The organism is Amycolatopsis azurea DSM 43854 (assembly GCF_001995215.1).
GTDB classification, from domain to species: Bacteria; Actinomycetota; Actinomycetes; order Mycobacteriales; family Pseudonocardiaceae; genus Amycolatopsis; species Amycolatopsis azurea.
On sequence record NZ_MUXN01000016.1, the window covers coordinates 64,221 to 77,835 of the forward strand.

At 70.1% G+C, this 13,615-nt stretch carries 13 protein-coding genes and 1 pseudogene; 8 read left to right on the forward strand and 6 right to left on the reverse strand.

The window, feature by feature from the left end; genetic code table 11:
- Nucleotides 1-8 precede the first annotated feature (8 nt).
- From B0293_RS21385 to B0293_RS21410, 6 genes are read left to right on the forward strand one after another with little or no spacing between them, the layout of a single operon-like run.
- Nucleotides 9-1,028, forward strand: a complete 1,020-nt coding sequence (locus B0293_RS21385; protein WP_005164438.1) for a 2-aminoethylphosphonate ABC transporter substrate-binding protein — start codon at nucleotides 9-11, stop codon at nucleotides 1,026-1,028.
- Nucleotides 1,025-2,086, forward strand: coding sequence for an ABC transporter ATP-binding protein (locus B0293_RS21390; RefSeq protein ID WP_039919260.1), 1,062 nt, complete (start codon nucleotides 1,025-1,027; stop codon nucleotides 2,084-2,086). Before B0293_RS21385 ends, B0293_RS21390 begins: the two co-directional genes overlap by 4 nt.
- Entirely contained in the window at nucleotides 2,083-2,937 is an 855-nt protein-coding gene (locus B0293_RS21395) for a 2-aminoethylphosphonate ABC transporter permease subunit (RefSeq protein ID WP_005164446.1), read from the forward strand. Before B0293_RS21390 ends, B0293_RS21395 begins: the two co-directional genes overlap by 4 nt.
- On the forward strand, nucleotides 2,915-3,712 hold the full coding sequence (locus B0293_RS21400; RefSeq protein ID WP_005164449.1) for an ABC transporter permease: 798 nt from the start codon (nucleotides 2,915-2,917) through the stop codon (nucleotides 3,710-3,712). Before B0293_RS21395 ends, B0293_RS21400 begins: the two co-directional genes overlap by 23 nt.
- Before the next feature lie 51 nt (nucleotides 3,713-3,763).
- The gene (locus B0293_RS21405; RefSeq protein ID WP_005164452.1) at nucleotides 3,764-4,237 is read left to right on the forward strand and encodes a hypothetical protein; all 474 of its coding nucleotides are present in this window, start codon (nucleotides 3,764-3,766) and stop codon (nucleotides 4,235-4,237) included.
- 43 nt (nucleotides 4,238-4,280) lie between these two features.
- Nucleotides 4,281-4,808 carry a hypothetical protein gene (locus B0293_RS21410; protein ID WP_039919261.1) on the forward strand — a complete coding sequence of 176 codons (528 nt, stop codon included), beginning with the start codon at nucleotides 4,281-4,283 and terminating at the stop codon, nucleotides 4,806-4,808.
- Nucleotides 4,809-4,883: 75 nt separating this feature from the next.
- Here B0293_RS21410 and B0293_RS21415 read toward each other — a convergent pair whose 3' ends face one another.
- From B0293_RS21415 to B0293_RS21430, 4 genes and pseudogenes are all read right to left on the reverse strand, one after another.
- Nucleotides 4,884-6,542, reverse strand: a complete 1,659-nt coding sequence (locus B0293_RS21415; RefSeq protein WP_005164456.1) for a fumarate hydratase — start codon at nucleotides 6,540-6,542, stop codon at nucleotides 4,884-4,886.
- 412 nt (nucleotides 6,543-6,954) lie between these two features.
- A complete protein-coding gene (locus B0293_RS21420) occupies nucleotides 6,955-7,986 on the reverse strand; it encodes a sigma-70 family RNA polymerase sigma factor (protein ID WP_039919262.1) in 1,032 nt (343 codons plus the stop codon).
- 246 nt (nucleotides 7,987-8,232) lie between these two features.
- Nucleotides 8,233-8,658 (reverse strand): D-aminoacyl-tRNA deacylase, encoded by a 426-nt coding sequence (dtd, locus tag B0293_RS21425; RefSeq protein ID WP_039919263.1) that lies wholly within the window; start codon nucleotides 8,656-8,658, stop codon nucleotides 8,233-8,235.
- Nucleotides 8,658-10,154 (reverse strand): annotated as a pseudogene (locus tag B0293_RS21430) (DUF7782 domain-containing protein). Before B0293_RS21430 ends, dtd begins: the two are co-directional and overlap by 1 nt.
- 27 nt (nucleotides 10,155-10,181) lie before the next feature.
- Between B0293_RS21430 and B0293_RS21435 the strand changes: the two are divergent.
- Nucleotides 10,182-11,447 carry an amidohydrolase gene (locus B0293_RS21435; protein ID WP_005164463.1) on the forward strand — a complete coding sequence of 422 codons (1,266 nt, stop codon included), beginning with the start codon at nucleotides 10,182-10,184 and terminating at the stop codon, nucleotides 11,445-11,447.
- A 17-nt stretch (nucleotides 11,448-11,464) separates the two neighbouring features.
- On the forward strand, nucleotides 11,465-11,818 hold the full coding sequence (locus B0293_RS21440) for a DUF3099 domain-containing protein (RefSeq protein ID WP_005164464.1): 354 nt from the start codon (nucleotides 11,465-11,467) through the stop codon (nucleotides 11,816-11,818).
- Here the strand turns inward: B0293_RS21440 and B0293_RS21445 are convergent, their stop codons facing one another.
- Complete coding sequence (locus B0293_RS21445; RefSeq protein WP_005164465.1) at nucleotides 11,819-12,694, reverse strand: carbohydrate kinase family protein; 876 nt, start codon at nucleotides 12,692-12,694, stop codon at nucleotides 11,819-11,821.
- Nucleotides 12,691-13,608 carry a pseudouridine-5'-phosphate glycosidase gene (locus tag B0293_RS21450; protein ID WP_005164466.1) on the reverse strand — a complete coding sequence of 306 codons (918 nt, stop codon included), beginning with the start codon at nucleotides 13,606-13,608 and terminating at the stop codon, nucleotides 12,691-12,693. The genes B0293_RS21445 and B0293_RS21450 overlap by 4 nt, the downstream gene beginning before the upstream one ends.
- Nucleotides 13,609-13,615 lie beyond the last annotated feature (7 nt).

The following is a 13,615-nucleotide window of genomic DNA, read 5'->3' on the forward strand; positions in this document are numbered from 1 at the left end:
TTGACGACATGAAGAAACTCGCGGCCGCCGCCCTCGCCGGGCTGCTCACGATCACCCTGGCCGCCTGTGGTGGCACCGCCGGCGGCGCGTCCGGCGACCAGACCGTCACGATGTACACAGTGGACGGTCTCGAAGACTGGTACGCCCAGCGCGTCGAGGAGTTCAAGGCCAAGACCGGCATCACCGTCCAGGCGGTCACCGCCGGATCCGGCGAGGTCGCCTCGCGGGTGGAGAAGGAGAAGGCCAACACCCAGGCCGACATCCTCGTCACGCTCCCGCCGTTCATCCAGCGCGCCGCGTCCCAGGGCCTGCTCGCCGCCACGGCGCCGTCCGGCATCGAGCAGGTCCCCGCCGGGCAGAAGGACGCCCAGGGCCGCTACTTCGCCGTCATGAACAACTACCTCAGCTTCATCCGCAACCCGCAGGCCTCGCCCAAGACCTGGGACGACCTCCTGGCGCCCGCGCTCAAAGGCAAGCTCCAGTACTCCACCCCCGGCGAGGCGGGCGACGGCACCGCGGTCCTGCTCCAGCTCCAGCACGTCCTCGGCGACCAGGGCGCGCTCGACTACCTCGCGAGGCTCGAAGCCAACAACGTCGGCCCGTCGTCCTCCACCGGCAAGCTCCAGCCGAAGGTCGCCAAGGCCGAGATCCTGGTGGCCAACGGCGACGTCCAGATGAACCTCGCCGAAATCGAGAAGAGCGGCGGCTTCGACCTCTTCTTCCCGGCCGACGCGCAGGGCAAGCGGTCCACGTTCGCGCTCCCGTACTACGCCGGTCTCGTGAACAACGCCCCGCACGCCGAGAACGCCAAGAAGTTCCTGGACTTCCTGCTCTCGCCCGAGGTGCAGGGCAAGGCCGTCGACGCCTTCGGCGCCCCGTCGCGGACCGACGTCACGCCGTCCGGGCCGCGGGCGGACAAGGTGAAGGCCGCCCTCGACGGCGTCGAGATCTGGCAGCCGGACTGGGACGCCATCCTCGCGAAGCTCGACGCCGACCTCGCCGCGTACAAGAAGGCCGTGGGCCGATGACCCCGGCGGTCGAGTTCCGCGGGGTGTCCGTCCGCTTCGGACAGACGACCGCCCTCTCGCCACTGGACCTCACGGTGGCTAGAGGGGAGACCCTTGCCATGCTCGGACCGTCCGGCTCCGGCAAGTCGACGGCCCTGAAGGCACTCGCGGGCTTCGTCGTGCCGAGCACCGGCCGGGTCCTGCTCGACGGCGAAGACGTCACCGAACTGCCGCCGCACCGGCGCGGCCTCGGCGTGGTCGTCCAGAGCTACGCGCTGTTCCCGCACATGCGGGTCGAGGCCAACGTCGCCTTCGGCCTCAAGGCAAGGAAAACACCGCGTGCCGAGACGGCGAGCCGGGTCACCGAGGCGCTGGAACTGGTCGGGATGGGCGACTACGCCCGCCGCTACCCGCGTGAACTTTCGGGCGGGCAGCAGCAGCGCGTCGCGCTCGCGCGGGCGCTGGCGATCCGGCCGCGGGTACTGCTGCTGGACGAACCACTGTCCGCTTTGGACGCCGCCCTGCGCGAGGACATGGTCGCGGAACTGCTGCGGCTGCGGGCGGAACTGCCCGACACCACGCTGCTCTACGTCACCCACGATCAGGGCGAGGCGCTGGCGCTGGCCGACCGGATCGCCGTCATGCGCGACTCGAAGCTGGTCGAACTCGGGCCGAGCCGCGAGCTCTACCAGCGGCCCTCGACGGAGTTCACCGCGAGTTTCCTCGGCGCGTCCAACCTCATCCCGGTGGAGCTGATCCAGCCCGATGGCACCCGGGTCCGGCTCGGCGACCGCGAACTGGCGGCCGACCCGTCCGGGACGTTCCGGGCCGGGCAGTCCGTCGCGCTCGGCGTGCGGCCGCACCGGGTCGGGATCACCGCGGTGGACACCCCGGGCGCGCTGCCCGCCGTGCTGCGCGGTGTGCAATGGCGCGGCACGGGCTTCCGGCTCGACCTCGAACTCGCGCACGACGGCGGCGAGGTCCGGGCCGAGGTACCGGACGTCGAGGGGCTGCCCGGGGTGGGGGAGAAGGTCGGAGTGTCCATTCCGGACGGTTGTCCGCTGGTGGGCATCGGATGACCGGCCTCGCCCTGGCCGCCGCGGCGGCACCGGCGCGGCGGCGGGAGAAACAGCCCGGCCGCGGCTGGCTCCTGCTGCCACCGGTGCTCGTCCTGCTCGGCTTCTTCGGCTACCCGCTGGTGCTGGTCGTGCTCCAGTCCCTGGAATCGAAGTCCGGCGAATTCGGTCTTTCGGTGTGGCTCGACGTCCTGGGCTCGGCGGAATTCCGGGACGCCGCCTGGAAGACCGTCGCGCTCGCCCTCGGCGCCACCGCGGGCTGCGTGGTGCTCGGGACGTTCCTCGCGCTGGTGATCGCCTTCGTGCCGTTCCCCGGCGCGCGGACGCTTTCGCGGCTGGTGGACACCGTGCTCGCGTTCCCCTCGTTCCTCATCGCGCTCGCGTTCACCTTCATCTACGGCAGCGCGGGCATCCTCGGCGCGGGCGGGTTCCTGTACTCGCCGTTCGGGATCCTGCTGGCGGAGATCACCTTCTACACACCGTTCGTGATGCGCCCGGCGCTCGCCGCGTTCGGCCAGGTGTCGTCGGCGCAGATGGAGGTCGCGGCCAGCCTCGGCGCGAAACCCGGCCGCGTGCTGCGCCAGGTGATCCTGCCGGAGGCCTTGCCGTCACTGGCTTCCGGCGCCTGCCTGACCATGCTGCTGGCGATGAACGAGTTCGGCATCGTGCTGTTCCTCGGCGCCAAGGACGTCACGACGTTGCCGATGCTGGTCTACGGCAAGGGAATCGTCACCTTCGACTTCCCGCAGGCGTGCGTCATCGCGGTGGTCAACGTCGTGTTCTCCCTCGCGCTGTACGGAACCTACCGGCGACTGACGAAGGGAGGCCGTCATGCTGCTGTGGACCAGGCGTAGCCGTTTCCTGCTGTGGGCGGTGTTCGCGGTGCTGTTCACCGCGATCGTGCTGGCGCCGCTGCTGATGATCGTGCTGGCTTCGGTCGCCGGGAACTGGACGGGATTGCTGCCGGGAGCGCTCACCGGGTCGCATTTCGCGCAGGCGTTGTCCGGGGAGACGTTCGCGAGCCTCTCGGTGAGCATCCAGACCGGGGTCATCGCGTCGGCGTTCTCGGTACTGCTGGGGACGTGGGCCGCGCTCGCGTCGCAGTCCGCGCCGTCCAAGCTGCGGAAGGTGGTCGACACCCTGTTCCACCTGCCGATCGCGGTGCCGTCGGTGGTGCTGGGACTGGCGCTGCTGGTCGCGTTCAGCCGTCCTCCGCTGGCCTTCAACGGCACGCGCTGGATCGTGCTGCTCGGGCACGTGATGATCCTGCTGCCGTTCTCCTACAGCACCGTCTCCGCCGCTATCGCGCGGATGGACCCGTTGCTGGCGCAGGCCGCGGCGAGCCTCGGCGCGGGGCCGGTCCGTGTGCTGCTGCGGGTGCGGTTGCCGGTGCTGCTGCCGTCGATCTCGGCGTCGGCGAGTCTCGCGCTGGCGATGTCGATGGGCGAACTGGGCGCGACGATGATGCTGTACCCGCCGGACTGGCGCACACTGCCCGCGAGCATCTTCGCGCTCACGGACCGGGGGCAGGTGTTCCTGGCGTCGGCGAGCACGGTGCTGCTGCTGGCCGTCACCCTCGCCGGGGTGGTGATCCTCGGACTGGCCCGCGGGCGGGCCGCCCAGCGTTGAAGGACACAGCGTTGATGCAACCCGATGGGGTCGTGGCTCCGTCTAGCCGCCATGAAGAACGCAGCGAAGACGCTGGGCGCGGGGCTCGTGCTCGTCGCCGCGGCCGCCTGCGGCGCGGGCGGCCCGGGAGCACCGGCGAACACGAGCACCCCACCGGTCACCAGTCCCTCGGATCTGCCCACCTCGCTCCCGGCGAGCCCGCCGGTGGCGAAACCACCGATGTCGCGGCCGACCGTCGGCCCGCCGCCGATGGACAAGATGCTGCCGCCGTCCCAGGTCAACGCGAAGGTGCCCGCGCAGGTCAGCGCGGAGAACGGCGGCCTGAACGTGCACATCGAACTGAGCGGCTGCGACGAGGCGACGGCGAACCTCGCCGAAGAGAACGCGCAGCGGGTCGTGGTCAAGGTGAAGATCGACCACGGCAAGCCGGGCCAGATGTGCCCGCAGGTCATCCGCTACGCCGTCCTGCCGGTGAAACTCGCCGAGCCGGTCGGCTCGCGGGCCGTCGTCCTGGAAGCGGGTTGAGATCATGTGCAACCCCACGGAGGCTTCGTTCCGTCCCAGTCGCATGAGGTACTTAACGAATGTCATCGGCCTTGGCCTGATCGTCGTTGCGGTATCCGCCTGCGGGGCGCAGAACCAGGCGGCGGAACCCGCGGCCGGACCCGGGAGCGGCACCCTGAGTACCGTCCCGCCGTCGCCGACCGTGCCGCCGTCCTCGGCGCCGACATCGGCGCCTTCCGTGCCGGGCAGCCTGCCCGGGCAGCCGGGCGCGCCGCGGCAGGAGGTCCCGGAAGGCAGCACGAAGCTGCCGGACAAGCAGCTCGACGCGTCGGCGCTGCCCGCGGACTACCCGCGTGAGGTGTACACCAGCAACGGCGGGACGATCCTGAACATCCGCGGCCAGGAAGGCGGCTGCGGGCACGCGACGGCGGAGGCCGCGCAGCAGGACGGGAACCGTGTCACCGTCAACCTGACCGAACTGAAGGGCCAGACGGGCCAGATGTGCACCATGGACATCCGGCATCCGGTGATCTCGGTGGCGCTGTCGTCGCCGCTGGGTGAGCGGACCGTGGTGCTGAAGCAGATGCGGTGACGGCTCGCCGGAAGTCCGTGAAGGCCTCCTTGAGGGACCCAGAGTCCCTCAAGGAGGCCTTCACGGACCCGGGTGTCAGCGGAAGCTGATCTGCAGTACCGGTTCCGAAGTGGCCTCGAAGAAGTCGTTGCCCTTGTCGTCGATGACGATGAACGCGGGGAAGTCCTCGACCTCGATCTTCCAGACCGCTTCCATCCCCAGCTCGGCGTACTCGAGGACGTCGACCTTCTTGATGCAGTCCTGCGCGAGCCGCGCGGCCGGGCCACCGATCGAGCCGAGGTAGAACCCGCCGTGCTCGTTGCACGCGGCGGTCACCTTCTTGGACCGGTTGCCCTTCGCCAGCATCACCAGCGAGCCGCCGGCGGCCTGGAACTGCTCGACGTAGGAGTCCATCCGGCCCGCGGTGGTCGGCCCGAAGGAACCCGACGCGTAGCCCTCGGGCGTCTTCGCCGGGCCCGCGTAGTACACGGGGTGGTCGCGAAGGTACTGCGGCATCTCTTCACCCGCGTCGAGCCGCTCGGCGATCTTCGCGTGCGCGATGTCGCGGGCGACGACGAGCGGGCCGGTCAGCGACAGGCGCGTCTTCACCGGCAGCTGCGAGAGCTGCGCGCGGATCTCGGCCATCGGCCGGTTCAGGTCGACGGTCACGACCTCGTCGGACAGGTCGTCCTCGGTGACGTCCGGCAGGAACTGTGCCGGGTCGCGTTCCAGTTGCTCCAGGAACACGCCGTCGGCGGTGATCTTCGCCTTGGCCTGACGGTCGGCCGAGCACGAGACGGCCACGCCGACCGGGCAGGACGCGCCGTGGCGCGGCAGGCGGATCACGCGGACGTCGTGGCAGAAGTACTTGCCGCCGAACTGCGCGCCGATACCGAACTGGCGCGTCATCTCCAGTACCTGCTGTTCGAGGTCGACGTCGCGGAAACCGTGGCCCAGCTCGGAACCCTCGGTGGGGAGGTCGTCGAGATAGCGGGCCGAAGCCAGCTTCGCGACCTTCAGATTGAACTCCGCCGACGTGCCGCCGACGACGATCGCGAGGTGGTACGGCGGGCAGGCGGCGGTGCCGAGGCTGCGCAGTTTCTCGTCGAGGAACTTCGCGAGCCGCTTCGGGTTCAGGACCGCTTTCGTTTCCTGATAGAGGAACGTCTTGTTCGCGCTGCCGCCGCCCTTGGCCATGAACAGGAATTCGTAGCTCGGGTCGCCTTGACCGTCTTTGTGATAAAGCTCGATCTGCGCGGGCAGGTTCGTGCCGGTATTCCGCTCATCCCAGAAATTCACCGGCGCCATCTGCGAATAGCGCAGATTCAGCTCCTGATAGGCGTCGAAAATGCCCCGGGACAGCGCGCGCTCGTCGTCGGCGCCGGTGAGCACGCCTTCGCCGCGCTTGCCGATCACGATCGCGGTGCCGGTGTCCTGGCACATCGGGAGGACGCCGCCTGCGGAGATCGCCGCGTTGCGCAGCAGGTCCATCGCGACGAACCGGTCGTTGCCGCTGGCCTCGGGGTCGTCGACGATCGCGCGCAGCTGGGCCAGGTGTGACGAGCGCAACAGGTGCTGGATGTCGGTGATCGCGGTCTTGGCGAGCTTGGTCAGCGCCTCGGGCTCGACCTTGAGGAACTTCCGGCCCGCGGCCTCGACGACCTCGACACCTTCGGTGCCGAGAAGCCGGTATTCGGTGCGGGTGTCCTTGGCGAGCGGAAGGACTTCGGTGTGCTGGAACGTGGTGGGCGCCACTGCGCGGGCTCCTTTGCCGGCATCGGGAACCCGCTCACGGTACCCAAGCCCGGGCGCCAGGGCGGACGGGCCACGGCTGAAGTAACCGGGGCCACTGCCAGTGGGTGCCGACGCGAGTGGGTCGTGAGTGGTAAGTGACGTTCTAACGTCACTTACCACTCACGACCACCTGGACCGACTGCAATTCCCGCAGTGCACATTGTCGCCGCTGCAATTTGTCGCGGCGCCGTACAAATTAGTTCGGGAGGCCGGGCCCACCCCGACGGACCCGACCTCCCGGGGAAAGCGATCCGGGCGCGAACACCCGACCGCGAAGACTTAATGACCTGCTCGACGGTCTCGTGACGCAGGTCATAAGTCAACGCTGCCGAACGGGTGTCACTTTTCCGCGCCCAAAGGGCTCAGCGAAAGGCTACGAAGCGTAGGCGCGCAGGCGGTCCGCCCGCTCACCCTGACGAAGCTTCGACATGACCTCTCGCTCGATCTGCCGAACGCGCTCACGGGACAGCCCGAAGTGCTTGCCGATCTGGTCGAGCGTGCGCGGCTGGCCGTCGTCGAGGCCGTAGCGCAGGCGGATCACCTGGGACTCCCGGTCGTCCAGCGTCGCGAGCACGCGGCGCAGGTCGTCCTGGAGCAGACCGGAGATCACGGCGCTCTCGGCGTCGGTCGCCTCGGAGTCCTCGATGAAGTCACCGAGCGGGGCGTCCTCCTCGGTGCCGACCGGCATGTCGAGGCTCACCGGGTCACGCGAGTGGTCGAGCAGGTCGGAGATCTTGTGCGCCGGGATGCCCGATTCGGCGGCCAGCTCCTCGTGGGTCGCGTCCCGCCCGAGCTGCTGGTGCAGATCGCGCTTGATGCGGGCCAGCTTGTTCACCTGTTCCACCAGGTGGACCGGCAGCCGGATGGTGCGTCCCTGGTCGGCCATTCCCCTGGTGATGGCCTGGCGGATCCACCAGGTGGCATAGGTCGAGAACTTGAACCCCTTGGAGTAGTCGAACTTCTCCACCGCGCGGATCAGACCCAGGTTCCCCTCCTGGATCAGGTCGAGCAGCGGCATCCCCCGGCCGGTGTAGCGCTTCGCGAGCGAGACCACGAGGCGGAGGTTGGCCTCCAGCAGGTGGTTCTTCGCGACGTGGCCGTCACGCACGAGCGCGGACATCTCCGAGCGCCGCTTCGGTGTGAGACCTTCGGTCGTGTCCAGCATGTGCTGGGCGAACACACCGGCTTCGATGCGCTTGGCCAGCTCGACCTCGTCGGCGGCGGACAGCAGGGCCGTCTTGCCGATTCCGTTGAGGTACACGCGAACGAGGTCCGCGGCCGGGCTCTGGGCGTCGAGGTCGGCGTCGGTGAGCGCCCCCGTGCTCACCGGCTCCTGGGTGGATTGCGCCGGGATACGGCGCTCGCGAATCCCGCGCGCTTCGCGTTCGAGAGTCTGGACTGACATTCTGCCTCCCCGGTCACGGGCTGAACGTGCTGCGGTTGTCCGCCGGATCCGCCTCGGCGTAGCAAGCCCTGTGGAAAACCCGCTACTCCTCGTCGGCCCAGCTTGGCTGGACACTTGGCTCAACGCCGGGAGGTCCGAAAACGTTCCCGACCGCTACAGGAGAGACGGGTGGCTGACCTGGGACGTTGCTCGACCAACCCTGAGCTTTTCCTGAGAATGCCCGCGCGGGGGAGAAACCTATGTGGTCTAGACCTCTATGAGGAGAGTGAAGGGACCGTCGTTCACGCTCCGCACCGCCATCATCGCTCCGAAACGGCCGGTCTCGACCCGCGCGCCACGTTCGCGCAAGGCGTCCACGACGGCGGACACGAGAGGTTCGGCGATCTCGGGGCGGGCGGCCGCCGTCCACGACGGACGGCGGCCTTTGCGAGTGTCCCCGTAAAGGGTGAACTGGCTTACGACGAGCAGGGGAGCGCCCGCGGTGGCACACGACTCCTCGTCACGAAGAATGCGAGCTTCGTGCAGTTTGCGGGCCATCGTGGGCACCTTCGACAGCTCGTCGTCGGCGTGGATTCCCAGCAGTACCAGCAATCCTGGTTCGTCGATGGCGCCCGTCACCTCGTCGCCGACGGTCACGCTCGCTTCCGTGACCCTCGCCACCACCGCCCGCATCAGGCGGCGGGGAGGAGCATGCCGTGCCGGACCAGTTCCCGGACGACCGGCAGCGCGGCTTCGGCCAGCTCCTCCGGTTCGAGGCCCTGGGCGGCCGCCAGGAGCACGATCAGGTCCTCCAGCGGCAGTGCGCCCTGGCACCCCGCGAGGAGCCGGGTGGCGAGCTCGTCGACCTCGTGCGACCACCCGGGCCCGTCGGTGCGGTGCAACCGCCGCACGGTCGTGGCCCAGCCCTCCTCGCCCGGCTCGGCGACGCTCTCCAGAAGAACGCTTTCCGGGACCCGGAAACGGACATCGAGGAGGGAATCGCCGTTGGCGCGCAGCCATTCCACCCGATCCAGCCAGTTCGCCGCTTCGGCGCCCAGCGGGTCGTCGTAGGCCTGGCGCAGGTCCTCGCACACGATCGTCGGGGTCGCGCCGCCCGCCCGGCGAAGGGTGACGAAGCCGAAACCGATGCCCTAGACGTCGTTTTCGGCGAACCAGTCGAGCCATGCGCCGGATTTCGCGCGGCCTTCGGGGGAGCGGGGGTCGATGCCGGCGTCGCGCAGCCACGTGCCGACATAGAGGCCCGGATCCGCGATGTCCCGCTGGACGAACCACGCGTCGGTCTCGGCGGGCAGCCAGCGGGTCACCCGATCGCCCCAGTCCTCGCCCTCGACGTGCAGCCAGGACGCCAGGAGCTGGCCGGTGCCGCCGTCGTTGAGGAACCCAGGCAGCTGCCGCACCACGAGCGCGCTGGCGTCGTCGCCGGCGAGACCGGAGTCGCGGTAGGTGTAGTCCACCCGCGGCGGGCCGACCACGAACGGCGGATTGCAGACGATCTGGTCGAACCGGCGCCGCGCGACCGGCGCGAACCATTCGCCCTTGACGAGTTCGACGTCCAGTTCGTTGAGCCGGAAGGTGGCCGCGGCCAATGCCAGCGCGCGGGCCGAGACGTCGGTCGCGGTGACCTTCTTCGCGTGCCGGGTGGCGTGCAGCGCCTGGACGCCGTTGCCCGTGCCGACGTCGAGCAGGCTGCCGACCTCGCGGCGGCTGGTGGCCCGGACCAGGCTCATCGAGGCGTGGCCGACGCCGAGCACGTGGTCTTCGGGCACGGTCTTGCCCAGGATGTCGGCGTCGAGGTCGGAGACGACCCACCACGAGCCTTCGTCGTCGCCGTGCGGACGCACGTCGAGACCGGCCCGGTAGCCGTCGGCGGCGGGCACGAGCAGCGTGGCGGCGACCGCGTCATCGAGGGACAGCGGCGCGAAAGCGGCCTCGACGTCCTTCTCCGCTTCGGTCGACCCCAGCAGGAACAACCGGATCAGGGTGCCGAGGTCGCCGGAGTCGCGGGTCGCGCGATAAGCGGGTTCGGGTTCGCCGCGCCCGAGTGCGGCGTGCGCCGGTCCGAGGGCGTCGACCACACCGTCGGTGTCGTAACCGGTCCGGCGGAAGGCGTCCCGCAGCCTCGCGCAGACGTCGTCGGACAGGTCGGGGAGGGCCGCTCGTGTGCTCACGTTCGGTAATACTGCCAGGATGTGGTCGTGAGCCTCGAACGTGTCCTGGCACCGCTGCAAGCGGCGCTGCCCGGATTGGAAGACCTGTACACCGACCTCCACCGGCACCCGGAACTGTCGTTCGCCGAAACCCGCACCGCCGCCGAACTGGCCCGGCGCCTGAAGGCCGACGGTTACGAGGTGCACACCGGAATCGGGCGCACCGGCGTCCTGGGCGTGCTGCGCAACGGTCCCGGCCCGAAGGTGATGCTGCGCGCCGACATCGACGCGCTCCCGGTCGAGGAAAAGACCGGACTGCCGTACGCGAGCACCGCGCGCGGGGTCGACGCCGACGGCCGCGACGTCCCGGTCATGCACGCCTGCGGTCACGACATGCACGCCACCTGGCTCTCCGGCGCCGCCTCGCTGCTCGCGTCCGGCCGCGAGCACTGGTCGGGCACGCTGATGGTCGTTTTCCAGCCGGGTGAGGAAGCCGGGGACGGTGCCGTCGGGATGGTCGCCGACGGGGTCTTCGGCCCCGCCGGCGAACCCGACGTCGTCCTCGGCCAGCACGTCGTCCCCGGTCCGGCCGGGTGGGTGCTCACCAGGCCGGGCGTGATCATGGCGGCCACCGACGCGCTCCGCATCACGCTGCACGGCCGGGGCGGGCACGGCTCGCGCCCCGAGACCACGGTGGACCCCGCCGTGCTCGCCGCCTCGGTGGTGCTCAAGCTCCAGACCATCGTGTCGCGGGAGATCTCGGCGACCGAATCCGCGGTGGTGACCATCGGCTCGCTGCACGTCGGCACCGCGCACAACATCATCGCCGACCACGCCGTGCTCGAGGTCAACATCCGGTCGTTCGACCAGGCGGTGCGGGAGCGGGTCGTCGCGGCCGTCGAGCGGATCGTCCACGGTGAGGCCGCCACCGCGGGCGCGCCGAAACCGCCGGAGATCGAGCGGATCGGCACGTTCCCGGTCACCGAGAACGACGAGAAGGCGACCGAAGGTCTCGCGGCCGCCTTCCACGACCACTTCGGCGACGGCCGCGTGATGCCCGCGCCACTGGTCACCGGCAGCGAGGACTTCAGCGAGTTCGGCCGCGCCGCCGGGGTGCCGTCGGTGTTCTGGCTGGTCGGCGGGCTGGACGCGGAGCAGGTCATCGCCGCGATGACCGCCGGACGGTTCGAGCAGGACATCCCGTCCAACCACTCGCCGCTCTTCGCGCCGATCCCGCATCCGACGCTCGCGACCGGTGTCGAGACGCTCGTCGTCGCGGCCCTGCACCGGTTCACCCACCCAGGTGTCGGATGAGCCCGGGGAGTGGGAGCATGGAAGCCGGAGGTGGTGCTGTGAACGCGCCCGCCCACGGTCCCGAACCGAGGGAACCCGCTCCGGTGCTGATCACCGAAGCCGCCCCGTCCTACGAAGACCAGCTCGCCAAGCGGAAGCGGAAGTACATCATCATGATGTCGTTCCGCATCCCGTGCCTCATCCTCGCCGGGATCTTCTACCAGACCTGGTGGCTCGCGCTGGCGCTGATCGCGATCTCGATCCCGCTGCCCTGGATCGCCGTCCTGGTCGCCAACGACCGGCCGCCGCGCAAGAGCGAGTCGGTCAACCGCTACCAGGCCGAACCGACCCGCATCGAAGGCGGCGGCCACCAGGTCATCGACGGCGGTTGATCAGGGCTGCGGCCCGACCTTCGCCACGGCGCGGGCGCCCAGCCGGGTGCCCGCGCGCAGGACCTCCACGGTGGACTCGCCGCGTAGCCACGCCGCCAGCACACCGGCGTCGAAGGCGTCCCCGGCACCGGTCGAGTCGACGCACTCCGCGGGCTGCGAAGGCACCGAAGTGATGGTGCCGCTCGCGTCCACCCAGCTCGCGCCGTCGAGACCGGCGGTGACCACGACTTCGCCGACGTAGTCCAGCAGTTCCTTCGCCGCTTCGGGATCGCTCGACCCGGTCAGCGCGACCAGTTCGCTCGTGTTCGGCATCAGCAGGTCGACGCCGCGCACGTCGTCGAGGAAGGCCGCCGGATCGGTGATCAGCGTCGCCGCCTGTGGGTCGACCGACGTCGTCAGCCCGGCCTTCTTCGCCGCCGCCAGCGAGGCGAGCGCCGCGGGCCGCGACGACGGATACAGCAGGACGTAGCCCGAGAGATGCAGGTGACTCGCCCCGGCCAGCGCCGCCTCGGTGATGTCCTCGGGGCTGAACTTCGCGTTCGCGGCGCGGTCGGCGAGCATGCTCCGCTCACCGGCGCCGTCGACGAGCACGACGACGCAGAAGGTCGGTTCCTCGGGGTCCACGGCGAACTCGCAGCGGACGCCCGCCGCTTCCAGTTCGCTCTTCACCATCCGGCCGCCGGAGTCGTCGCCGATCCGGGCGACCAGCGTGGTCTCGACCTCTTCGGCCCGCAGCCAGAGCGCGGTGTTCGCGCCCGCGCCGCCGCTGGTGAAGTGGACCTTCGCGCGGATGTCGCCGCCGTGCGGGATCGGTCCCTCGTGCCGCGCGACCACGTCGAGGCCGACGTCGCCGACGACGACGATGCCGCCGCTCATGCCGCGTTCCCGGCGAGCGCGACGGCCACCGCGGTGGCCAGTTCCGCGTTGGACAGGACCAGTGCCTCGTTCGCGTCGAGGCTCACCCCGTCGCTCGCGGTGTGGAAGTGCTCCAGCAGTACCGGCGTGACGTCCTTGCCGTGCACCCCTTGGGACTTCAGCAGTTCCAGCCCCTCGGCGAGCAGCCGGTCGTGCAGCTCTTTGTCCATTTCGGACGCTTCGGGGATCGGATTCGCCAGCAGCACACCGGAATCCGCGTGCGCCCGGTGCGCCGCGATGACGGCGGCGGCCTGCGTGACGTCGTCGACCCGCCACGGCACCTCGAAGCCGGACGAGCGGAGGTAGAACGCGGGGAACTCGCCGGTCCGGTAACCCAGCACGGGTACCGAGTTGGTCTCCAGCAGTTCGAGCGTCGCGGCGATGTCGAGCACCGACTTCACCCCGGAGCAGACGACCGTGGTCGGCACCTTCGCGAGGACGCCCAGATCCGCCGAGACGTCCCAGCTCTGAGCCGCGCCTTGGTGCACTCCGCCGAGCCCGCCGGTGGCGAACATGCCGATCCCGGCCGCGGCGGCCAGCGCCGCGGTGCTCGCGACCGTCGTCGCCCCGGAGCGGCCGAGGCCGACGGCGGGGCCGATGTCGCGCAGGGAGAGCTTGTCCAGGTCCGCGCCGGGCGCGCAGACGCGTTCCAGCTGCTCGCCGGTGAGGCCGATCAGCGGGACGCCGTCGAGCACGGCGATGGCCGCGGGGACGGCGCCACCGTCCCGCACGACCTTCTCCAGCCGCCGGGCGACGTCGAGGTTGCGGCCGGGCGGGAGACCGTGGGAGAGGATGGTGCTCTCCAGCGCGACGACGGGATCACCGTCGGCGAGGGCGGAGGCGACCTCTTCGTGAAGGGACAGTTGCGGAGTCACGAACGAA

Excerpts from the sequence above, each read along its gene's own strand:
- dtd (WP_039919263.1), bottom strand. The coding sequence starts at position 8,658 with ATGCGGGCGGTGGTGGCGAGGGTCACGGAAGCGAGCGTGACCGTCGGC.
- B0293_RS21410 (WP_039919261.1), top strand. The coding sequence starts at position 4,281 with ATGAGGTACTTAACGAATGTCATCGGCCTTGGCCTGATCGTCGTTGCG.
- B0293_RS21400 (WP_005164449.1), top strand. The coding sequence starts at position 2,915 with ATGCTGCTGTGGACCAGGCGTAGCCGTTTCCTGCTGTGGGCGGTGTTC.
- B0293_RS21395 (WP_005164446.1), top strand. The coding sequence starts at position 2,083 with ATGACCGGCCTCGCCCTGGCCGCCGCGGCGGCACCGGCGCGGCGGCGG.
- B0293_RS21405 (WP_005164452.1), top strand. The coding sequence starts at position 3,764 with ATGAAGAACGCAGCGAAGACGCTGGGCGCGGGGCTCGTGCTCGTCGCC.
- B0293_RS21390 (WP_039919260.1), top strand. The coding sequence starts at position 1,025 with ATGACCCCGGCGGTCGAGTTCCGCGGGGTGTCCGTCCGCTTCGGACAG.
- B0293_RS21385 (WP_005164438.1), top strand. The coding sequence starts at position 9 with ATGAAGAAACTCGCGGCCGCCGCCCTCGCCGGGCTGCTCACGATCACC.
- B0293_RS21445 (WP_005164465.1), bottom strand. The coding sequence starts at position 12,694 with ATGAGCGGCGGCATCGTCGTCGTCGGCGACGTCGGCCTCGACGTGGTC.
- B0293_RS21440 (WP_005164464.1), top strand. The coding sequence starts at position 11,465 with ATGGAAGCCGGAGGTGGTGCTGTGAACGCGCCCGCCCACGGTCCCGAA.
- B0293_RS21420 (WP_039919262.1), bottom strand. The coding sequence starts at position 7,986 with ATGTCAGTCCAGACTCTCGAACGCGAAGCGCGCGGGATTCGCGAGCGC.